A 21,224-nucleotide genomic window follows, 5' to 3' on the forward strand; every position below is an offset into this window, starting at 1 on the left:
TACGGGTTCGACCTGATCCGGGGGTTTGCTCCGGCGTCGGGATGATGCCCGCATAGATGAACGGCCACCGGCTGATCTTCGAGGTGTCGAAGCCCGAAGGAGATCAGCACGATGACCGCACCCGACAGTCTGCCCCTGCACGCCCTCGCCGAGGACAACCTCGCCGCGGCGAGTCCCGATCTGCTGCGCGCAATGGTCAAGACGTTCGCCGACGCACTCATGTCCGCCGAGGCCGATGCCCTCTGCAATGCCGAATACGGCCAGGTCAGCGACGACAGAGTCAACCACCGCAACGGATATCGCCCGCGCGAGTGGGACACCCGGGCGGGCACCGTCGAACTGGCCATCCCCAAGCTCAGGAGGGGGAGTTACTTCCCGCACTGGCTGCTGGAGCGACGCCGCCGGGCCGAGCAGGCCCTCATCTCAGTGGTCGCCACCGCCTACCTTCTCGGCGTCTCCACCCGCCGCGTCGAGAAGCTCGCCGAGTCCCTGGGCGTCACCCAGCTGTCGAAGTCCCAGGTCAGCGCGATGACCCGGCACCTGGACGAACAGGTCTCAGCGTTCCGCAACCGGCCCTTGGACCAAGGGCCTTACGCGTTCGTCTGGGTCGATGCGCTGACCCAGAAGGTCCGCGAGGGCGGCCGGATCATCAACGTCCATGCACTGATCGCGGTCGGAGTCAACGCCGACGGACACCGCGAGATCCTCGGCATCGACGTCGCCACCGCCGAGGACGGTGCCGGCTGGCTGGCCTTCCTGCGCTCGCTGATCGCCCGCGGCCTGTCCGGCGTCCAGCTCGTCATCTCCGACGCCCACGCCGGCCTGGTCGACGCCATCGGCGCGGTCCTGCCCGGCGCGAGCTGGCAGCGATGTCGGACTCATTACGCCCGCAATCTGCTCAGCCAGGTCCCGAAATCGACCCAGCCCTGGGTGGCCACGCTGCTGCGGACCGTCTTCGAACAACCCGACACAGACGCCGTCCAGGCCCAGATGCAGCACGTCCTGGACGCACTGGAGGCCAAGTTCCCCAAAGCCGCAGCCCACTTGGACACCGCCCAGCACGACCTGCTGGCCTTCACCGCCTTCCCACGCGAGATCTGGCGGCAAATCTGGTCGAACAACCCGCAAGAGCGCCTGAACAAGGAGATCCGCCGCCGCACCGACGTGGTCGGCATCTTCCCCGACCGCTCCGCCGTCATCCGCCTGGTCGGCGCCGTGCTGGCCGAGCAGAACGACGAGTGGACCGAGGCCCGCCGCTACATGGGACTCGACCTGCTGGCCAAAGCCCGCCTCCACCCGATCGAGTCAGAAACCGACGACACCACCCTGCCCACCGAACTCACCGCATAGCCTCAAAACGAGATCACCGAGTGGCCGTCGATACACCACTTCCGCGGACGTGACCGCGGGGTCTGGGGCTGAACGTGGCGGGCCATGCTGGGCCCCCATTTCGGCGCGTATCCGCCTGCCCTTCTTCAGGGCCGTGCAAATGCCCGGACGGACAGACGCAGGCTGCCCGTGCAGGTGGCGCGTCGTGCTGTGAGTGCGCCGGGGCCACTGCGCGGGTGCGTGTTGCGGCCGCCCGGGCTGTGGGCGGCCGCATGGACACATGGCGACGGGGAGGAGCAGGTCAGCGCGTGAAGGTGACCCGGTGCTCCCTGAGAGCGCAGTTGGAGTTGTAGACCTGCACGTACCTGTTGTCGATGTGGCCGCCCCAGTTCACGCAATGGCCCTTACCGTAAACGTAGGCCGGCCCCGCGTGCGAGGTGTACTGACCGTAGTCCTGGGCCGCGTTTCCGGTGTCCGGGACGTCGATCCACACAGACATGTCCACGGCCCTTCCGGGCTTGTTACGGATGGTCGCGACGCAATTCTGGCCGTTCGAGGAGTTGTACGTCAGGTAAACGGTGCCTAATGAACCCACGGGCATCGAGTTCACGGTCGCGTAGCCCCTTCCGCAGACTCCCTGCGGTGTGGCATCGGGAAAAGCAACGGCGGGTGTTACCAAGGCGCTTGGGGTCGCCACCAACACGCCTGCTAACGCGGCGAAGGTCAGGGTAGAACGCGTGAATCTCATTGTTCCTCCTCGGAATTCTTGGAGGTACCTCTGTTTTTGTGTGCCCCGACAGGAGTGTTCACATGGTTGTGCCGCTGGTGGTAGGCAGTATCAGAGTCAGACGCTGTCTCTGCAGTTTGACCAGCCGCCGGTGGTGTAGGGGCCCCTGGTCCTAGGGGTTGCCGCATTGCGCGGGCCCTTCCGGCTTTCTGAAACACAAAGGCTACCACCGCCTCAGACAGCAGGCAGAAAATCACATGTCGCGCAGATACAGCACCGGCCTGGCCCCGGGCGCCCGCCGTCCGACCGTTCCCTCATTTGAGCTCGCGTCTTGGCCATCTGTCCTCATCGGACGACAACGCAGCGGGCCTCCTTGCCTTCGGGGCCGCGAATTCCATGGGCCGTTGCTGCCGAAATGCAAGTGCTCCCTGGGTGTTTCTGCGGTTGAACTCGCGGTGGCGGTCCGGTCGATCATCCGGGACTCATGATCAGTCCGGTCTCGGTGAGGCAGCCGTCGATCAGTTCCGGCCGGTACTGAATCTTCTTGAGCTTGCGTTTCATGCCGCGGGCCAGGTGGTCGAGGCTGGCGGCGGCGAAGTCGGCCAGGCCGCGCTTGACCAACGACTAGGGCGCGTATCGAGTCGTGATCAGCTGGTGGGCCGGGTGAGGTAGTTGATCCAGATCATCGAGGCTCGTAGGTGGAGGCCGGCGAGGTAGCTGTCTGGGGTCTTGTCGTATCGGGTGGGTGCGCCACGAGGCGCCATGGAATCGAGTGAGGTGAGAGACCTTCACCGCCGGGTTGTCGCAGCAATCTGGCTGAAGCTGGGGGCAGTTCGATTCGGGGGATGCCGAGTCGAGCGGTAAGCAGCCCCGACAACGTCGGGACGGATTGGCACTGCCAGACGGTCCGGGTCCGGCTAGCGAGACGGGAAGGTGCACGCGAGGAATCAGTGCTTGACGCCCCGTAATTACGACACCGGCTCCAACCTGGCGGATATGGGCCGGACGCAGTGCACGACCACCGCTGGCCGGTGGTCGACTCCGAAGCCGACTCCACGTATCGGTGGGGAGGCCACGCCGAAAGCCTGCGGCGTAAGCGTGGCGATGCTGCCGGGGTAGAGCTGGGCACCTCACCCGTCGATCGATTCCGTGGTGAACGTGGGAACTGCCCGCGGTCGCCCAAGGACCGGACGTCCAGTTCGGTCAAGGGCAGGCCCATCGCCGGCTGATGGTCGTCGGGCAGGACGGAGGCCCCGTAGTACTCCGAGGCCGGGAGAGCCGGCCACATGGGGAAGGGGGCCAGCAAGTCAGCAGTAAGGAAACTGGAATGCCGGGAGGCTGTCGCCGGTGAATACCGACGAGCTGGAATGGGCCTTGATGAAGGCCGAACGCCGGGTACTGGAGATCCAGACCAAGCTGCACCGTTGGGCTGCTGATGATCCTCATCGCAGGTTCGACGATCTGTTCAACCTCGTGGCCGATCCCGCCTTCCTGTTGGTGGCGTGGGACCGTGTCCGGGGAAACAAGGGTGCCCGCACGGCCGGAGTGGATGGGAAGACCGCACGCTCCATCGAGGCCGGGCAGGGAGTCGAGATGTTTCTCGGCAGGCTGCGGACTCAGATTAGAGACCGCAGCTTCCGACCGGTTCCCGTGCGCGAGCGGATGATTCCCAAGGCGAATGGCAAGCTTCGTCGTCTTGGGATTCCGACCGTGGCGGACCGAGTGGTCCAGGCGTCCTTGAAACTGGTGCTGGAGCCGGTGTTCGAAGCGGATTTCCTCCCGTGTTCCTATGGGTTCCGCCCGAACCGCCGGGCTCATGACGCGATCGCCGAGACTCGCTATCTCGCCAGCCACGGATATGAGTGGGTGGTGGAGGGCGACATCACGGCGTGCTTCGACGAGATCTCGCACCCGGCCCTCATGGAGCGGGTGCGGAATCGAATCGGGGACAAGCGGGTGTTGTCCTTGGTGAGGGCGTTTTTGAAGTCCGGGATCCTGTCCCGGGACGGGGCCTTCACGGACACACGCACTGGGACCCCGCAGGGCGGGATCCTGTCGCCGCTGCTGGCCAACATCGCTCTCTCGGGTCTGGACGAGCACATCGCCCAGACCCCCGGAGGACCAGACAGCACCTCCGAGGATCGGCGCAGGAGACGGCGCCGGGGATTGCCCAACTACCGGCTGGTCCGGTATGCGGATGACTTCCTCGTGCTTGTCTTCGGGCGCCGTGAGCACGCCGAGGAATTACGCGATGAGGTCGCGGAGGCGTTGAAGCCGGTGGGCCTTCGCCTGTCGGTGGAGAAGACAAAGATCACGCACATTGACGAGGGCCTCGATTTTCTCGGATGGCGCATCCAGCGGCACCGGAAACTGGGCACTGACCGGCAGTACATCTACACCTATCCGGCACGGAAATCAGTGCGTTCCGCAACGGCCAAGGTGAAGGAACTGACTGGACGGCAGAACGTCGGCTTGTCGCTGGAGTCCTTACTCCACCGGCTGAACCCGGTGTTGCGAGGATGGTGCGCGTACTTCCGTCCCGGAGTGTCAAACGTCGCTTTCTGTTACCTCAGCCACTACACGTGGATGAGGGTGACACGATGGATCCGGCGCAAGCATCCCGGGATCACTTGGAAGCAGCTCCGCCGACGCTATTACGGCGGTGGCTGGTGGCCTGCCACGGAGGAAGGGGAACTGTTCAACCCGGCAAAGGTAAGCACGACCAGATACCGATACCGGGGAACACTCATCCCGACCCCGTGGCCCATTACGGCATGAGGAACTGAACACCCCGAAACGGGATTTGCGGAGAGCCCGGTGCCCGGAGACGGGCACGCCGGGTTCGGGAGGCGGCTCGGAGAAACCCACTGGTGGAAACACCAGCAGGGCGCCCCGAGTCGACCTCACCGATGCCTCGCCAGGCCTTGAGCTTGTTGATCAGACGCTCGACGGTGTTCCTCTCCTTGTAAAGGGCGGCGTCGTGGCTGACGGGTCGACCGCCTGCGGAGCCCTTCTTCTTCCGGTTTGCGGCCTGGTCTTTCTTCTCCGGAATCACTGCCCTGATGCCGCGCCTGCGCAGGTGGGTCCGGTTCCCGCGGGAGGAGTAGGCCTTATCGGCGGCGACCGCTTCCGGCCGGGTGCGGGGGCGGCCGACGGGCCCGCGGACCCGTAACTGCTTGAGCACGGGGATGAACTGCGGGCTGTCCGCGGCCTGGCCCGCTGTCAGCACGAACGCCAGCGGGCGGCACTTGCGGTCGGCGGCGAGGTGGACCTTGCTGGTCTGCCCGCCCCTGGAGCGTCCCAGGAGGGCGGCCTTCAGCCGGAGTTTTCGCCGACACCGGACGCGTCGTCGTTCCTCCCGCCCGGGATCGTTTTCAGTGTCCTGTCCGTCTTGTTCTTCGAGGCTGCCCCTTTTGACCTGGCCTTCTCCGCCTCGGTAGCAGCCTTCTCCAGGGCGGTGAGGACGTCCTGGCCCAGGTGCATCCCGGCTGCGTCGTGGTGAGCGCGCGCGGTGGTGGAGTCGATGCTGACCAGGGACAGATCGATCTCACCCCGCTTCGCGGCTTCCGCGATCAGGCCCTCCAGCAGGGCCTCGAAGACGCCGGCGTCACGCCATTGCCGGAAGCGGTTGTGGACGGTTGACCAGGCACCGAACTCCTGCGGCATCTCCCGCCACTGCCCGCCGGTCCTGAACCGCCAGATCACCCCCTCGAACTGCTGCCGCAGCCGCTCGGGGTACGGACCGTACTCGCCGATCGGCAGGTACGGCTCGACGAACTCCCATTCCTCATCCGTCAGTTGCACTCGCGTCACACAAAAAGGTCTACCGATCCAGACCCCGTTACGAAGGCGAATCCCCCAGATTGATCACGACCCGATACGCGCCCTAGATGCCCTCCTGCGGATTGAGCTCAGGAGCGTACGACGGCAACTGGAACGCCGTCAGCCACTCCTCGTTCTCCACGAAGAACAGCGCGAGCTCGTCGACCAGATGGACGTTGAGATTTGTCCCAGACCCAGACCACGGGGGCCTGGAGCTGGTTGTGCGCTACGACGATCAGGTCGCGGTAGTCCTGCCAGGTGAAGCTCTTCGCCTCGCCCTTGCGTCCCCGGTACACGTGCAACCGGTAGACCAGACGCGATCGTTCGCCGCTCTTGTAGCAGACCAGTCCCGCAACGGAAACCCGTCCCCGGTTCGAGCCACGCACCCGCACCTGCGGTGTCTGTCCGCGCGGCGCCCACGTATGTCCCTTCGGCGGCCTCGGTCCCTGCCCGGCCTCGTCCTCGAAGCAGATGTAGGCGTCCCGGGCCGCCGCGGTGGCTTTACCGTCTCCCACACCTCGCTCCGCCACCGCTCGACACTCGCGTCGTCCCGTTCCAGTGCCCGCCGGGCCGGCACCTGCGGGGACCAGCCATGCCGCCGCATCAGCTTCCACACCCCCTGCACCGTGTACTCCACCAGGAACAGCCGGATGACCAGAGCCCGGATCCGTACCAGCGTCCAGCCCTGCTCCTCGTCCCACCCGTGCGCCAGCATCCCGCCCCCCAACTCCCGTACGAGACACTCCCATTGCGCAGGGCCCAACAGCTCCACGCCCATCGGCCCCCGTTATGTTTTCCGCGGTCCTGCAAGAGGGCCGCTGGCCTCCGGGCCCGGCATGGCTGTTCCCCCCTGTCGAAGGGATGACCTGGGGGGTGGTGCCACCGGGCCCGAGAGGCGCCGTTGGAGACGCTGATGAGAGGCCCGACTACCGCTTGGCCGAGCGCAATGCCCGGTCTTACGCAGGCGGCAGGTCTGCATAACGTGGATGCGCGCACGACGCCAACGCCCCGGCCAGCACCGCACAACCTCGTTCGGGAGGACGGCTTGAACGACAGCGACGAGATAGGCGTCTTCCTCGGCCTGGATGTCGGCAAAAGCGCCCACCACGGCCACGGCCTCACCCCGGTCGGCAAGAAGGTCTTCGACAAACAACTGCCCAACACCGAACCGAAGTTGCCAGACGTCTTCGACAGGCTGAAGACCAAGTTCGGCACCGTCCTGGTGATCGTGGACCAGCCGGCCTCCATCGGCGCTCTGCCTCTGTCCGTCGCCCGGGACACCGGCTGCAAGGTCGCCTACCTGCCCGGCCTGGCGATGCGGCGGATCGCCGACCTCTACCCCGGCGAGGCGAAAACCGACGCGAAGGACGCCGCGGTGATCGCGGACGCGGCCCGCACCATGCCCCACACCCTGCGCTCGCTGGAGCTGACCGACGAGATCACCGCCGAGCTGACCGTGCTCGTCGGCTTCGACCAGGACCTGGCGGCCGAGGCCACCCGCACCTCCAACCAGATCCGCGGCCTGCTCACCCAGTTCCACCCGTCGCTGGAACGCGTCCTCGGCCCGCGTCTGGACCACCAGGCCGTCACCTGGCTGCTGGAACGCTACGGATCCCCGGCCGCGCTGCGAAAGGCCGGACGCCGCAGACTGGTCGAGGTGATCCGCCCCAAGGCCCCGCGCATGGCGACACGGCTGATCGACGATGTCTTCGACGCGCTCGACGAACAGACCGTCGTCGTTCCGGGAACCGGCACGCTCGACATCGTGATCCCCTCGCTGGCCCGCTCGCTCGGCGCCGTCCACGAACAACGCCGGGCGACAGAAGCCCAGATCAGCACCCTGCTGGAGGACCACCCTCTTTCGAAGGTCCTGACGTCGCTGCCCGGCGTCGGCGTCAGGACCGCCGCCACGCTGCTGGTCACCGTCGACGACGGCACCAGCTTCCCCACCGCCGCCCACCTCGCCTCCTACGCAGGCCTCGCCCCGACCACGAAGTCATCGGGCACCTCCATCCACGGCGAACACGCACCCAGAGGCGGCAACCGGCAGCTCAAACGCGCAATGTTCCTGTCCGCGTTCGCCGCCCTGCACGACCCCGCCTCCCGCACCTACTACAACCGCTGCCGAGCCCGCGGAAAGACCCACACACAAGCCCTCCTCCGGCTCGCCCGACAACGCATCAATGTGCTGTTCGCAATGCTCCGCGACGGCACCTTCTACGAACCCAGAACCCCACGCCTCGCTTGACCAAAGACATAGAGGCACCCCCCCTCGACCGCAGCGCCTTGGCCCCGCCCTCGCGCCACGTCCTGCGCCACTTCTCCACCTGGCGCTCCCCGATACGAAACTCACGCGCGATGTCCCTGGTCTTCTCCCCACGCGCGAACCGCTCCGCGGCCTCCAGCCTCACCTGTTCACGAGCCGCCTGCTTCCCCGGCGTCAGCCCGCCTCCCTGCGCATACCTCATCCCTCCGGCATACCGCAACGATCACGAAACGTCAGATCCCCACCCGCCACTGCGAGTTCAACCGCAGTAACCGCGATCATGTGGAGGGCGTTGTTGATCGCCCGGTTGCCGCCTCGGTTGAGCCGGACCCTGACCTTGTTCGAGGACCAGACGGGAATCGGTGCGGTGCCGTTGAAGTGGGCGAATGCGTCCTTTGACTTGAAACGGGCGGCGCCCGCGGTCTCGCCGAGGATCGCGGCGGCGCCGATCACTCCGCATCCGGGGACCTCCAGTAACGTCGGCGTGGACCCCGGGGCGTAGTCCTTAGGCTCGAACGCCTTACGCGGCGTGGGCTTGCCCGACCACATCTGAACCTTCGCGGGCTTGAACACGGGGCGCCCGTCGGCAGGCTTGACGATCTGCCCGGACAGTTCCCGCGCACGCTTGTGGAACCCGTCGCGCGCTTCCTGGTGTGCGTCATCCGGCACGGTGTGCAGCGTGAACCGGGCGCGCCCGTCCGCCGACTCGATGTTCAGTCGCGCGTCCCCACCCGTGACGTAAGCGCGACCGTGCGCCCCCACACTGACCAGGGGACGGACGTTGTCCGAGGTGCCTTCCGGGCACGTGTCCGGAGTCTGCGCGTGGCCCGACTCGCCGTTCAGGAAGTCGGCGCGGGTGTCCGCCGCGAGCCGCGACAGATGATCATCGGAGGCAACACGCCCGTTCACGTCGACGACCTTCCAGCGCTCGGGCAGCGCGAGCTGGGAGCCGCCCGGATGGCATTGTCAAGTTTGACGAGGCGTCAGATGATCAAGAAGGAATATCGCGATTCAATGCCGCCTGTGACTTCTCGATTCGGCGCTTCAGTCGTGGATTCGAAGGCGAAAATTACGGATCACCTTCTTGATCATCTGATGCCCCGTCAAACTTGACAGTGCCCGCGCATGCCTTGCAGTCCGCGGAGCCAGCTCTGAGCGTAGACGTGTGGGGAACGGCGTTCGATGCCGGCGACGATCCGCTCGACGGCGGGGCGCAGGGGGTAGGCGCGGTTGGACGGCCAGGGAAGGCGCCGGCAGTTCACGCAAGACGTCGTCCTCGTCCGCGCCGCGCACCATATCGGTATCGGTCCAACTCAGGTACGCCACGCCAACGGTGACGCCCTGGTGGCCGACTTCGGCGCGCAGACAGTGGGCGAACGCCTCGACGCCCGACTTCGAGGCGCAGTAGGCCGCCATCATGGGGGTGGGGGTCATGGCAGCCAGGGAGGCGATCTGCAGGAGATAGCCCTGACTGTCGAGCAGGGCGGGCAGGAAGGCGCGGGCGGTATTGGCACTGCCCAGCAGGTTGACCTCCAACACCCGGTTGAAGGAGCGGGCGTCACAGTCCAGGAACGGACCGCCCAGAGCCACGCCGGCGTTGGCGACGACGACGCTCCCGAAGTGCTCCACGACCTTGCCCGCGACCTCTGTCATGGCCTCGGCATCGGTGACATCGGCGTACCAGCAAGCGGAATCGGTGGGCAGCCCTCGCGCCACCTGCTGCGACGCCTCCGGCTCCAGGCCGACCAGCGCGATCCGCGCCCCATGCGCCGCGAGCTCGCGCGCCAGCTGCCGGCCGACACCGCGCGCCGCACCCGTCACCACGACGACCTGATCCTGAAGATCCTCGCCTTTCCCATAACCCATCTTCCTTTCCCTTTGGTATCGGATCTCTAATACGGCGAATGAACAGCACTTTGCTCGAAGATCGGAAGCCTCACGTCGTTACTCCGCGCGGATAATTCCCCCAACCCTTTCTGTGCATCACTGCCCTCTTGACAGAAAGGTCCCCGAAGAGGAGGAGATACCCCCGGTAACGGCGGCATCGACATCAGAAGAACACATACCGCCCGGGATGTCACACGTAATCGAAAAGAACCTTTGTTACGCGCCAGTAGGCGTGACGTTGATCATGTCAATAACCGCATAAATCAAGGAGGCAGGCGCGCGGAATTCATGTCAGCGATGATAAAAGACGTGACTTTGCGACCCTTGCTCGCGGCAGCCGACCCTGCATGCCTGCACCGCAAAGTGACGCCGACCACGAGCGCTGCACACGCCCTCGACGGCGAGGTTCGGAGCTCGTCCTGCGGGCCGCACTCCTCCCGCCCATCCGCCAACCGGGCGGAGATCGTTCCGTTTCTATAGATGCGCCGTCATATAACTGTAGGTACTCATTCCTTCTTCATGTCATATGAATTACGGATGGCATCCACGGTTCCCGCGGGACGACAGCGCCACGCGGCGGATGCAGTGACTCCACCTTCCGGTTCAAAGAGAGTGAGAAGACGAATGAATCGACAGCTTGGCCGATTATTCGCTGCCATGCTGATGGCCTGCGGCATTGCGGGGGCAGTCGGCATCCCGCAAGCGACGGCGGCCGAACTGCCCGCAACGAGCTCGGTCGATGTGCAGGCGGCCCAGCCCCAGCACCTCGTCAAGGTGCGCAAGAAGGTGGCCGCTTCCACGGTGGAAGTCGCCAACGTCCGGGATTTCGGTGCCGTCGGTGACGGCACAACCGATGACACCGCGGCCTTCCAGCAAGCCATCGCGGAGTCGGCGATGATGAAGATCCCGGTCTACGTCCCGATGGGCACATACAAGATCACCGACACCCTCACGCTGACGAAGCAGGTGATGACCGGGGACGCCCACGCCAGCTACACCGCCGACTATCAAACGCTCCCCACCATCGTGCCGGCGGATCCCGCTGACTGGGCGATCCGCCTCAAGGACGGCGGCGCGATCAGCGGCCTGAACTTTCAGCACCCCACAGACCAAGTTACGGCGAAGCAGTTCGCCACGACCGTCGTCCTCGACGGCATCGGAAACCGCGTCAGCAACGTGAAGATCTCCTTCCCGTGGGCGGGAATCGAGTCCATTGGTGAGAACACCGGACGGGCGGTCATCCAGGATGTGTTCATTTCGGCGCCCGCCAGGCTGGGTATGCGAATCGACACCGGCTGGGACGCTACGAGGATTTCGAACGTGGAAGTCTGGACACCCCCCAACGTGTACCAGGGAGCCTTCTGGAAAAGTGGCATCGGCATCCAGCTGGGCCACCTCGACGCGTTTCACATGAACAACACCTTCGTCTTCGGCGCGAACGTCGGCGTTCTCCTGCAAGGGACCGACAAGGGTGCCACCTGGGGCACGATCGACGGCCTCACCACCGACTTCTGCAACGTCGGCGTACTGAGCGCGGACAAGACACTCGTGACCCTCACCAACACCACCCACTACAGTCACGTCCACGCCCTCGCAATCACCGGGAACGAAAGCCGGATCAACGTGGCCGGCGGCCACTTCCGCGCCAACGGCAACGCGTCGGTCTACATCCACGGCGGCTACTACGTGACGATCGCCAGCTCCGAAATGGAAGGGCGCGCCGGACCCGCACTCCTCGTCGACGGCGGCGCCAAGGTCACCATCACGGGCAACGACATCAGCGCCAACTCTCTCGGTGTGAGATTCTACGGAAACGGCGTAATCAACTTCTCGAACAACACCGTTGTCGCCGACACACACAGCGCCGCATACGCGAGCCTCGCCACCAACCCGTTCAACCAGATCAACGGGAACATTATTTATCCCTGATGAGGGTCACGGAGTTCTTTCAAGAGTCGGTCGGTCTTTGGGGAGTTGATCGCTGACTGCGGGATTGGTCCCCCGGTGTACTTGCAACGTACGGGCTTCCGGGGGGACCGAGGCGTTTCCGGCCAGGCCCGGAGAAATCGTCGCCTGCGCGCTCCCCGCACCACTCTGTCGCTGAGACCCACGATCAATACCTGCCGGCCCCCAAGACCCAGCACGGTACCACTGGTACCGTGGGTGCCATGACGGAAGCCAAGGCAATGAATCTGCGTTTCCCCGACCCGCAGCAGCGGGCCGCCATCGCGGCTGCCGCGAAGCAGGAAGGGGTCAGCATGCAGGAGTACATCCTCTCTGCCGCCTACGCCCGCGCGACCGCTGTGGAGCAGCGGTTCTTGGACGGCTTCAAGGCGTCGATGGCCCGCAGCGGCGCGGCCTTCGCGGCAGAACCCAGCACCGTGGACCCCAGTGCCGAGCACCGGGCGGCCGAGCGGCAGGCGCAGCAGGAGCGAGGTCACGCCGCGTGACCCAGCGCGAGCCGCGCCACCCGCTCGACGTCACCTTCCTGCTGCACGCCGCCGAGCTGCTCGACGGCGATCCCCAGGTCGACGACTACGGGCCGCTCTATGCCGCTGTCGCCCGGGTCAACGCCAAGGCGCTGGAACGCGACATCTACGGATCCCTGCACCTCAAGGCGGCGGCGCTGCTGCAGACCCTGGCAAAGCTGCCGTGCCTGGAGCACTCTGGCGAAGCCTTCGCATGGCATGCCACCGAGGCCTACCTCTCCCTCAACGAACGCCGGCTCGATTACACGCCCAAGGCTGCCGTCGCCCTGGTACGCGACGCCGCTTCCGGAACACTCGGGGTGGCCCGGATCGCCCGGCAGCTTCGCGACTGGACCGTCGCCTGATCCACACCGTCGGCGCCCCGGCGGCGTGGGGAGAGGCGAATCGATGGTCGGCTACCGCGCGAGAGATTGTGGGAACCGTTCTTCCCGTATCGCGGCGTGCCTGAATTCGCCGGGTGATACGGGTTCACGCCGGGAGGGTGTCGTCCGCGGCGTTCTCGCACGGTCATCGATATCGATGATGTCCGCTCCGCGGCCCGGCGGATCCTGGTCTGCACCTCCGTACAACCCTGAAGCCCGGGTTCGACGTAATTCGGCGGCCTGGAGAGTCGAAAGTGGGGCCTGACCTGCGGGGGCATGGGTGTGGCCGCCTGGAGGGCGTGTCTCTAGGCGGTGGTGTTGTGGCTGGTCAGCGCGGTGTGGGCTGAAGGCCGGCGATCTGCGTGGGGGCGGGGATGCCGAGCTTGGCGAGCAGGTCCTGCTGGGGCTTGGTGGGGGTGGTGACCTGCTGGAACGTGCCGGTGGGGCCGGTGAAGGTGCCCAGGTGGAGGCGGTCGAGCTCGCGGCGGATCCTGGGCCAGGTCTCGCCGGTGGCGGTCTCCGCGATGCGGATGAGCAGGAGCGCGAGCCAGCACAGCAGGACGTGGGCGCGGATGCGTTCCTCGAGCCGGTGGTAGACCGGCCGCAGGTCGATGACCTGCTTCATGTCCCGCCAGCCACGCTCGACTTCCAGGAGGGCCTTGTAGCCGCGCGCGATGTCCTCGGCGGAGAGCTTGGGGTCCGAGCAGCGCAGCAGGTACTTGCCGTCGCGGTTCTCCTCGGCTTTGACCTTGGTCTGGTCGACGCGGAGCTTCCCGGCGGGGGTGATGCGCAGGTAGCGGTTCAGGCCGGGCTTGGCGGCGATCTTGCCGCGTAGCTCGCCGCGCTTGAAGTCGCTGAGCTTGTCGGTATCGGCGATCAGCTCTTGGAGTTGGGCGACGAGTTGCTCGCGCATGCGCCGGTCGCGGTCGGCGGCTTCGGGGTTGTGGCAGATGACGAACCGTTCGGTGTCGCTGATCCGTACCTCCTTGACGCGCATGTTCCCGGTGATGTCCTGGTAGCGGCCCTGTCGGGACAGGGCCTGCTTGACCTCGGGGGATGTGGTGCGGAGCTTCTCGCCGATGATGTAGGCGTCGGTGCCGCTGCGCAGGTAGCGGCGGTTGCGGTCAGATGAGAAGCCGCGGTCGGCGACCCACACGATCTTGGAGAGGGTCCAGTCGCGCATGTCGTCCTTGACCTGCCGGATCAGGGTCTGGTCCGAGGCATTTCCGGGCCAGGACCAGACGCGGACCGGGATGCCGTCGCGGGTGACCGCCAGGCCGATCACGATCTGGGGCAGGTCGTCGCGGGAGTCCTTCGACTTGCCGTGCGTGCGGAACCCGGCCGGCTTGGCCGCGTCCCCGACGTCCTGGCCCTCGTCGCCGGCGTCGTCCCGGCGGTGGCCCTTCTCGTCGCGGGCGACGGACTCGTCGGGTTCCTCGAGTTCGAAGTAGGTGCTGGTGGTGTCGAAGAACAGCAGGTCCACTTCCAGGTTCAGCAGGTTCGCGACCTCGTCGAAGACCTGCTTCTCCAGGTCGTCCTTGACCTCGTGGAGCCAGTCCATCGCCCGGTAGCAGGACTGCTCGCCGGCCTCGGGCAGCGAGTCGATGTGCACGTCGTGGGTGATCCACTCGGCGGCGGCGAGCTTCGAGGACGGGGCCAGCGCGCGGTTGGCGACCAGCGCGAACAACACCCGCTCGGTCGCGGTCATGTCCCGGGGCCGGCCTCGCTTGGGCTGCCCGACCCGGCCCACGATCTTGTCGATCTTCAGGCGGTGCCACAGGTGGTCCAGGACATAGGCGCCCCCGAACGGCACCGAGCCCGTGTACTCCAGCCCCGGTGCGGTGTTCGCCGCCAGGGCTTCGCCGGGCTCCAGCAGCCGGGACAGGGACGCGACGAGCCGCCGGATCGCGTCGCGGTCCAGCTCGTCCTCGCGGCCGAAGGTGAACAGTACCTTCGGCACCGCCCGGCCCTTCACCGGGTCCCACTCGTTGTGGGCCAGGTGCAGGTACCGCACCGTCCCCGACTTGTTCTCCCGCTTCGTGGTCCTCACGTACACGACTCCAGACCATACGAGCTATGGCCAGGCCAGCGCAGGGAAATCAAAGAAGTCGTGTCTCTAGGCATTTTCGGGTGCGGCTCCAGCCGAGGCCTCCGTGACCAGCGGCTTCACCCCGTCGCCGCCTCCAGAACCCCCGAATTACGTCGAACCCGGGTGAAGGGCCGAGCCACCTGGACGAATCAGTGGTTGTCGTTGAACCGGCCTGAAGGGTTGCACGCAATCGCCCCGTAGCCAATCCCCCACCAGGGATCAACGAACGCTCCTACCAGCAGGGCCAGTTGAAGGGTCCCCCCCCCTGTGGCGGGCGACCGTCCGTCGCAGCGCGGCCGTACGCCTCAGCCGTCGCCCTTCTCCTTGCGTGCGGTCAGCCACCGCGTCGGTAACCGGGTCGGGGTCCACCAGTTGGCCGGGCCGAGGGCGGCCATGACGGCTGGTACGAGGACCCCACGCACCAGGACGGCGTCCACCAGCGCCCCGAGTGCGATGCCGATGCCGATCATCTTCAGCAGTGCGACTTCGGAGGTACCCATGGCAGCGGTGGAGATGGCCACCGCCGCCGCGGCGGACGTCATCAGCCGGCCGGTATGGGCGATGCCGTCCACAATCGCGGCGCGGTTGTCGCCCGAGCGCAGGTACTCCTCACGGATGCGGCCCAGCAGGAACACCTCGTAGTCCACCGACAGAGCGAGCGTGATGAACAGGACGAAGAGCAGCGTGGACGCGTCCAGCGAGCCAGCGGCCTTGAAGCCACCGAGGAGCTCGTTGCCCCGCCCGTCCTGGAAGAGCACCACGATCGCCCCCAGACTCCCGCCCAGGCTCACCACCCCTACGACGAGTGCCTTCAGTGGGGCGACGATCGTACGGGTGTAACTGCCGAGCAGAAGCAGGAGCGCCACAGCCGGCACCAGCAGGCACAGCGGAAGGGCGTCGAGTACGGCCTCGCGGGTGTCGGCGACTTCGGCGGCCCGCCCGCCGACCGCCACGGCGCCGGGAGCGGACGCGTCCCGCACGGCCCGTACGACGTCCTCGGCCGCGCGGGTGTCGGGGGCCACACCGGTGGCAAGGGCAAGGACGGCGGCCTGGCCGCCGGGCGATGCGGCAGCCTTACCGGAGATTTTCCGTACGACCCGTACATCGGTGACGTCCTTGATGCCTGCCAGGTGTCTGGCGTAGTCGCCGGCCTCGGCCGCCGCCCGCGGCCCGGTGACAACCACCGTCAACAGCCGTTCCGGGGGAGCCGCGAATCCAGCGCGGACGCGTTCGGCCACCTTGACCACCGAAGCCGACGGGGGCAAGGTGCGCTCGTCGACCAGGCCGAGCCGGGCGCTGGTGAAGGGCATCGCGAGCAGCGCCAGGACCAACACCGCGAGGCCGCCCGCGAGTACGGGCCGCGCGGTGACCGCGTGGGCCGTGCGCCGCCAGAACCGGCTGCCGTCTCCCGTGCCGCCGCGCCGCCACCGCCGTAGCGGATCCCAGAGGTCGATGCGCGGCCCCAGCAGCCGGAGACAGGCGGGCAGCACGGTCAGGGCGACCAGCGCCGCCAGCACCGCGGTGACCATGCCCGCCATGGACAGCCCACGCAGCAGCGGCACCGGCACGACCATGGCGGCCGCGAGGCAGGCAGCGATGGCGGCGGCCGAGAAGGCGATCATGCGGCCACTGGAGTGCAGAGCTGCCCGCAGAGCGCTCTCCCGATCACCGCACCGGCCCAGTTCTTCCCGGAACCGGGCCAGCAGGAAGAGGCTGTAGTCGACGGCGAGCCCCAGGCCGATCGCGGCCGCCGTGTTCACGGCGGGCCGGGGAATCTCGACAGCCAGCGTCAGCAGGCCCAGCAAGGGGAGCGTGCAGCTGACGGCGAGAACGGCCACCATCACGGGCAACAGGGCGGAAACGACGGAGCCGTAGGCGAAGACCAGGATGACGAACAGCGCGGGCGCCGCCAGCAGTTCGGCGCGGCTCAGATCCCGCTTGATTGCCTCGTCGATCTCCCGGTTGGCCCAGGCCCCACCGCTGGGTTCCACCCGCAGCGCGGGGGCGGCTGAGCGAGCCGCGGCCACCACATCCCGCGCCGCTTCCTTGCGTTCCTCGTCCGATCCCGCCAGCCGGGCCTCGACCAGCACAGTCCGCCCGTCCAACGACCGCAGCCACGGGTCGCGCGCGGTCTGTGCGGACCATACCGCCTTCACTTCTTTCCTGGCCGACAGCGCCCGCACCACGTCCTGCGCGCCCTCTTCCAACCCGGCGGCCGGCCGCCCCGACAGAGCGAGTACGAGGTCGGGGCCGAGTACGCCCAGCCGCTCGGCCTGCCGTCCGGCCCGCTCCGCCTCGGTGCCGGTGGCGGCGGCACCGCCCGTACCAAGTGCCGAGAAGACGAGCGGGGCCAGTGCGAGTGAGCACACTGCTGCCAGGACGGCGGTCACGACGACCAGCCAGGACCTGCGTCGTAAGTCAGGCATCACTACCTCCTGAATCCTGGGAACAGCAGTGTGGGGCAGCTCTCGGCGACCTGACTGGCCGCGTTCAGCTGTCACATTCCTCGGCCACTACGGGCTGTTCCCGGCGGGGTGGCTGGAGCAAGGTGCGGTCACCTGCGGTCCGTCGGCCGGCGTCTCCTCGGCGCGGTGCACAGGCTCCCCCAGGCCGGCCGGCACGGGGGCGTACGTGCGAGCGTCAGCGCGCCCAGGTGCGTGGACGGCGGGCGTGAGCGGGAAACGCATGGTGTGCACGAGTGGGGCACGGCATGCGTCGGCCACCGGATTCACCGGGAATCCGGCCACACCCGCCTCGTACGGCACCCGCCGGGCGCAAAACACCCAGCCCGGCACCCGGGGCCCTGTTAACGCCGCGGTGTCCACAGACAGCACCTTTCTGCGCAGCCATCGCCGATCGCACCGGCCCTGGTGCCGAAAGCCCCGCCGCCGCACCCGGCACCGGGCGGAAGAGCCCGGGGAATCCCTGGCCCCTGTCCGGTGTGTGCAGTTTCCGGTACTGCCGTCTTTCGGGCACCTCCGGTCGCCCGGACAGGCGGCTTGTGACCTCATCCGGGTCAAGCGGGACTTGAAGATCGCGGGCGGACCAGAGTTGCCGGCCTCTTGTCAGCGCGATGGTGTGACGGTGTCTCCCGGCCGGCTTGGCGTGCGGCCCGGCACGGCCCTGGCCCCGGGTGAGTGAGCTGTCCCTGTCACCGGCCGCCCTGGCATGCCGTCGTCCTGGGCGAGGCTCAGGACGCCGCCCGCCTTGACGCGGCGACCGACCGGGCAAGCAAGGCCGTCATGCGGCGAATCCGATGTTGGTGACGTACTCGTACTGGCCCCACTCGGAGCCGAGGTCGATCACCGCGTCGCTGATCCACGCCTCGTCCAAAGCTTGGAAGTCATCGTTGACCCACGCCTCGACCACACGGTCCCAGTGACGGACGTTGAGGGTGCGGTACGCGACTACGCGCTGGCGGGGCCGGTCCACCTGGGACTGGTTGAGCGGGTGGAACTCCACGCGGGTGCCGCGGCCTTCACGATTGAGGCGTGCGAGCAGATAGCGGGCGACGTTGTGGCGACGCACCGTGCGATAGGCCCGCTCAACGCGCTCCAGATTCCTCTTCGAGGGCGCGCGGGTGCCTTCCAGCCAGGCGCGCAGGGTGCGGTCCGTGACCGTGAGGCCGGCCGCGCGGGCCGCGGCGCGGGCGTGGTCGGTACGGGTGAGGTAGTGAAGGCGGGCGAGCAGGCCTCGCCGTACGGTGATGGGGGTGGCGACGAAGCCGGCGAGGGCGTCCAGTTGGCGGGCGACGGCCTCATGACCCTTGATGCCCCGGGCGCCGTACTTGCCGAACTCGATGTTCCGCTCAGGCATCGACTCTTCCGATCCTCGGGTTCTGGATCACTGTAAAGGGTCGTGGAGGCCGAGCACCCGCCCGGCGTGGGATTTACGGCAGATCGGCCGGGGCCTCGCGGCGGCGGACTGGCTCGACGCTCGGCCGAATCGTGCGGTCGTCCAGCTCCCGGACGCTGCAACGCACTGGCGCGCTGAGAGCACCGCGGGCTGTCCCGAACGCAGCACTCGGGACAGCCCGCTTCCCTGCCGGTCCTGTTTCCGCGAGGCCGATGGAAACCACGCGGGGACCGCCTCCGCCGACGGCGTGCACGGCACCGGCCGGTACCGCTGAGATCTGACGTATCGCACGTGACAGCAGATCACCATGCCGTCCCCAGGTCCCGTACCCCTCACCAGGAACAGGGAATGACGGGTACGGACCTTGCGGAGGTGAAGACGAGAGCACCGCGTCTCATCCCGAAAGGAAAGATGCCTTAACCGGGAGAAAATGACGCCGCGCGTGACCAACTGTCCCTTTTCTCCAGCTGGCCGAGGGACTCGGGCCGGCGACCGGCTCGGTCGGTGTCCCGATGCCGGGGTACCGCGACGGCTGTTCCAGGCTGGCGGCCGTATCAGGGACAGCTACCACTTCATCGCGCGGCGGCCTCGAATCCTCCGATATCGAAACCCCAGTCGCTTCAGTCACTGCCGGCACCGGTCGCGAAGCACGCCAAGACCCCTGCTCCATGTCGTTCATGCACTCCGTCGCCGTCAGGCAGGTGCTCCCGCCGGCACCGCTTGCCCGTCATCCGGTGGGTTCACCGGCGAGGGGCGGATACTCAGGGGCAGTTGAGGGCGGCCGTCGAGGCTGTCGTTGGCGAATGCGCCGTCCGCGGCGTTGAGGGTGTCATTTCCTTCGCTGCCGTTGTGTGTGTCGTTGCCTCTCCCTCCAGTCACGGTGAACCGTTCCGGGTTCGATAGAGATCTCAGATGTTGGCTGTGACCTGGTGATTCGTGGTTGCTCGGTAGAAGTTGGCTTCGTATTCGGCGGGTGGGATGTGCCCGATCTCACCGTGGAGCCGGCGGTGGTTGCACCAGTCGACCCACTCGGCAGTGGCGAGCTCGACGTGCGACAGCGTCTTCCACGGCCGCTGCGGCTTGATGACCTCGGTCTTGAACAGGCCGATCGTCGACTCCATGAGCGCGTTGACGCTCCTATAGGTCGTCAAGTGGCTTGGGCGCGGTTTGGGTTGGCCTGGACCATCTGGTAGATCTCGCGAGCGAGGTACCGCTTGAGGCAGCGGATGATCTCCTTCTTCGTCTTGCCCTCGCTGGTGCGCCGGGCGACGTAATCGATGGTCGGCTGGTGGAAGCGCATGCGGACGATCACGACCCGGTAGAGCGCGGAGTTCAGCTGCCGGTGGCCTCCTCGGTTGAGCCGGTGGCGGTCCGTCCTGCCGGACGAGGCCGGGACGGGGCAGACGCCGGCGAGCTTGGCGAACGCGGCCTGGGAGCGGATCCGTTCGGGATTGTCGCCGACCACGACCAGGACTTCGGCGGGGGTGTCCGCACCGATCCCGAACGCTTCCACCAGCTCGGGAGCCTGCTGGCGGGTGAGCTCGCCCAGGAGCCGGTCGTGGTCCTTGATCTCCTCGTTGAGGACGAGCCAGCGGCGGGCCAGGGAGCGCAGGGAGCGTTTCGCCGACGCCAGCACGCTGGTGACCGTGCCGGGCCGCAGTCCCGCGCACCGGTCGATGAGCGTCATCTTCGGCAGGCCCTGGAGCTGTTCGCGCAGTTCGTCAGGCACGGTGACGATGAGGGCCTTGAGGGTGACCATGGCCTGGGTGCGGGACTTGACCGCAGTATCGCGGGCGATCTTGGTGTGGCGGATCATCTCCACCGTGCCCTCGGCGCTCTTCGGTGTCGCGGTCGCGGTGCCCGCGAGGACTGCGCGGGCGGCGTTCTCCGCGTCTATGGGGTCGGACTTGCCGCGCTGGCGGCGCACTCTGCGGTCGGGCCGGTTGACCTCGATCACCTTGTGGCCGTGTCGGCGCAGGTGGGAGGCGAGTCCGGCGCCGTAGGAACCGGTGCCCTCGACGCCGAAGCCAAGGACCTGCCCGAACCGCGCAGGCCACTGGGTGAGTTGTTCGTATCCGCCGCGGTCGGCGGCGACGCTGAGGCTGCCCCGGGTGCCGCCGACGACGTCGACAACGACCGCAGTGTGCACGTACTTGTGGGTGTCGACTCCGACGACGACTTTCCCGATCGGCTCGGCCTGCAGGATGGTGGTCATGGCTGTCCGTTCCCCTCCCGGAAGCGGCGGTCAGCACGAGACCGTCGGCCGGGCGGGAGGACAGGACTGTGACGAGCGCCTGGTGGAGCAGGCTCCTATTCGGTCACTGCCCGCGCGGCCGGCGGCCCGCTTCGAGCCCGCCGCAGCAGTGACCGACAGATCAACAGCCAGGACACCCGAAGG

Annotated in this window: 15 protein-coding genes and 3 pseudogenes; 6 read left to right on the forward strand and 12 right to left on the reverse strand. The window is 67.1% G+C overall.

Features of this window, described 5'->3' with window-relative positions; genetic code table 11:
- Positions 1-111 precede the first annotated feature (111 nt).
- On the forward strand, positions 112-1,350 hold the full coding sequence (locus ABIE67_RS48935; RefSeq protein WP_370270937.1) for an IS256 family transposase: 1,239 nt from the start codon (positions 112-114) through the stop codon (positions 1,348-1,350).
- 280 nt (positions 1,351-1,630) lie between these two features.
- On the opposite strand, the gene ABIE67_RS48940 is transcribed toward ABIE67_RS48935, so the two are convergent.
- Both ABIE67_RS48940 and ABIE67_RS48945 read right to left on the reverse strand, forming a co-directional pair.
- Complete coding sequence (locus tag ABIE67_RS48940; RefSeq protein ID WP_370270939.1) at positions 1,631-2,077, reverse strand: spore-associated protein; 447 nt, start codon at positions 2,075-2,077, stop codon at positions 1,631-1,633.
- 450 nt (positions 2,078-2,527) lie between these two features.
- A complete protein-coding gene (locus tag ABIE67_RS48945) occupies positions 2,528-2,677 on the reverse strand; it encodes a hypothetical protein (RefSeq protein ID WP_370270941.1) in 150 nt (49 codons plus the stop codon).
- A gap of 726 nt (positions 2,678-3,403) precedes the next feature.
- On the opposite strand from ABIE67_RS48945, the gene ltrA reads away from it, so the two are divergent.
- Positions 3,404-4,834 (forward strand): group II intron reverse transcriptase/maturase, encoded by a 1,431-nt coding sequence (gene ltrA, locus ABIE67_RS48950; RefSeq protein WP_370270942.1) that lies wholly within the window; start codon positions 3,404-3,406, stop codon positions 4,832-4,834.
- On the opposite strand, the pseudogene ABIE67_RS48955 reads toward ltrA, so the two are convergent.
- Both ABIE67_RS48955 and ABIE67_RS48960 read right to left on the reverse strand, forming a co-directional pair.
- A pseudogene (locus tag ABIE67_RS48955) lies at positions 4,824-5,869 on the reverse strand (transposase). The gene ltrA and the pseudogene ABIE67_RS48955 overlap by 11 nt on opposite strands.
- A gap of 244 nt (positions 5,870-6,113) precedes the next feature.
- Complete coding sequence (locus tag ABIE67_RS48960) at positions 6,114-6,656, reverse strand: winged helix-turn-helix domain-containing protein (protein WP_370270943.1); 543 nt, start codon at positions 6,654-6,656, stop codon at positions 6,114-6,116.
- Between the two features lie 267 nt (positions 6,657-6,923).
- Here ABIE67_RS48960 and ABIE67_RS48965 point away from each other — a divergent pair, with 267 nt between their 5' ends.
- Entirely contained in the window at positions 6,924-8,126 is a 1,203-nt protein-coding gene (locus ABIE67_RS48965; RefSeq protein ID WP_370252425.1) for an IS110 family transposase, read from the forward strand.
- Here ABIE67_RS48965 and ABIE67_RS48970 read toward each other — a convergent pair.
- The 3 genes and pseudogenes from ABIE67_RS48970 to ABIE67_RS48980 form a co-directional block, all read right to left on the reverse strand.
- Complete coding sequence (locus tag ABIE67_RS48970; RefSeq protein ID WP_370270944.1) at positions 8,059-8,346, reverse strand: helix-turn-helix domain-containing protein; 288 nt, start codon at positions 8,344-8,346, stop codon at positions 8,059-8,061. The two genes, ABIE67_RS48965 and ABIE67_RS48970, sit on opposite strands and share 68 nt — an antisense overlap.
- On the reverse strand, positions 8,343-9,053 hold the full coding sequence (locus ABIE67_RS48975) for an IS110 family transposase (RefSeq protein ID WP_370270945.1): 711 nt from the start codon (positions 9,051-9,053) through the stop codon (positions 8,343-8,345). Before ABIE67_RS48975 ends, ABIE67_RS48970 begins: the two co-directional genes overlap by 4 nt.
- Before the next feature lie 206 nt (positions 9,054-9,259).
- Positions 9,260-10,010: pseudogene (locus tag ABIE67_RS48980) on the reverse strand (SDR family oxidoreductase); the annotation flags it as partial.
- A 645-nt stretch (positions 10,011-10,655) separates the two neighbouring features.
- Between ABIE67_RS48980 and ABIE67_RS48985 the strand changes: the two are divergent.
- The 3 genes from ABIE67_RS48985 (at position 10,656) to ABIE67_RS48995 (ending at position 12,864) form a co-directional block, all read left to right on the forward strand.
- Positions 10,656-11,960, forward strand: a complete 1,305-nt coding sequence (locus tag ABIE67_RS48985) for a glycosyl hydrolase family 28-related protein (protein WP_370270947.1) — start codon at positions 10,656-10,658, stop codon at positions 11,958-11,960.
- Between the two features lie 239 nt (positions 11,961-12,199).
- The gene (locus ABIE67_RS48990) at positions 12,200-12,481 is read left to right on the forward strand and encodes a DUF1778 domain-containing protein (protein ID WP_370270948.1); all 282 of its coding nucleotides are present in this window, start codon (positions 12,200-12,202) and stop codon (positions 12,479-12,481) included.
- A complete protein-coding gene (locus ABIE67_RS48995; protein WP_370270949.1) occupies positions 12,478-12,864 on the forward strand; it encodes a fic family toxin-antitoxin system, toxin component in 387 nt (128 codons plus the stop codon). The genes ABIE67_RS48990 and ABIE67_RS48995 overlap by 4 nt, the downstream gene beginning before the upstream one ends.
- 346 nt (positions 12,865-13,210) lie before the next feature.
- On the opposite strand, the gene ABIE67_RS49000 is transcribed toward ABIE67_RS48995, so the two are convergent.
- From ABIE67_RS49000 to ABIE67_RS49020, 5 genes and pseudogenes are all read right to left on the reverse strand, one after another.
- On the reverse strand, positions 13,211-14,932 hold the full coding sequence (locus tag ABIE67_RS49000; protein WP_370270950.1) for an IS1634 family transposase: 1,722 nt from the start codon (positions 14,930-14,932) through the stop codon (positions 13,211-13,213).
- A 344-nt stretch (positions 14,933-15,276) separates the two neighbouring features.
- A complete protein-coding gene (locus tag ABIE67_RS49005; protein WP_370270951.1) occupies positions 15,277-17,397 on the reverse strand; it encodes an MMPL family transporter in 2,121 nt (706 codons plus the stop codon).
- 814 nt (positions 17,398-18,211) lie between these two features.
- Positions 18,212-18,787 carry a transcriptional regulator gene (locus ABIE67_RS49010; RefSeq protein WP_370270952.1) on the reverse strand — a complete coding sequence of 192 codons (576 nt, stop codon included), beginning with the start codon at positions 18,785-18,787 and terminating at the stop codon, positions 18,212-18,214.
- A 947-nt stretch (positions 18,788-19,734) separates the two neighbouring features.
- A pseudogene (locus ABIE67_RS49015) lies at positions 19,735-19,956 on the reverse strand (integrase core domain-containing protein); the annotation flags it as partial.
- 17 nt (positions 19,957-19,973) lie between these two features.
- Positions 19,974-21,041 (reverse strand): IS110 family transposase, encoded by a 1,068-nt coding sequence (locus ABIE67_RS49020; RefSeq protein ID WP_370270953.1) that lies wholly within the window; start codon positions 21,039-21,041, stop codon positions 19,974-19,976.
- Between the last annotated feature and the right edge of the window lie 183 nt (positions 21,042-21,224).

It is taken from the genome of Streptomyces sp. V4I8, assembly GCF_041261225.1.
In the GTDB taxonomy this organism is placed as follows: Bacteria; Actinomycetota; Actinomycetes; order Streptomycetales; family Streptomycetaceae; genus Streptomyces.

Excerpts from the sequence above, each read along its gene's own strand:
- ABIE67_RS48990 (WP_370270948.1), top strand. The coding sequence starts at position 12,200 with ATGACGGAAGCCAAGGCAATGAATCTGCGTTTCCCCGACCCGCAGCAG.
- ABIE67_RS48970 (WP_370270944.1), bottom strand. The coding sequence starts at position 8,346 with ATGAGGTATGCGCAGGGAGGCGGGCTGACGCCGGGGAAGCAGGCGGCT.
- ABIE67_RS49020 (WP_370270953.1), bottom strand. The coding sequence starts at position 21,041 with ATGACCACCATCCTGCAGGCCGAGCCGATCGGGAAAGTCGTCGTCGGA.
- ABIE67_RS48935 (WP_370270937.1), top strand. The coding sequence starts at position 112 with ATGACCGCACCCGACAGTCTGCCCCTGCACGCCCTCGCCGAGGACAAC.
- ABIE67_RS48985 (WP_370270947.1), top strand. The coding sequence starts at position 10,656 with ATGAATCGACAGCTTGGCCGATTATTCGCTGCCATGCTGATGGCCTGC.
- ABIE67_RS48940 (WP_370270939.1), bottom strand. The coding sequence starts at position 2,077 with ATGAGATTCACGCGTTCTACCCTGACCTTCGCCGCGTTAGCAGGCGTG.
- ABIE67_RS49010 (WP_370270952.1), bottom strand. The coding sequence starts at position 18,787 with ATGCCTGAGCGGAACATCGAGTTCGGCAAGTACGGCGCCCGGGGCATC.
- ABIE67_RS49005 (WP_370270951.1), bottom strand. The coding sequence starts at position 17,397 with ATGCCTGACTTACGACGCAGGTCCTGGCTGGTCGTCGTGACCGCCGTC.
- ABIE67_RS48960 (WP_370270943.1), bottom strand. The coding sequence starts at position 6,656 with ATGGGCGTGGAGCTGTTGGGCCCTGCGCAATGGGAGTGTCTCGTACGG.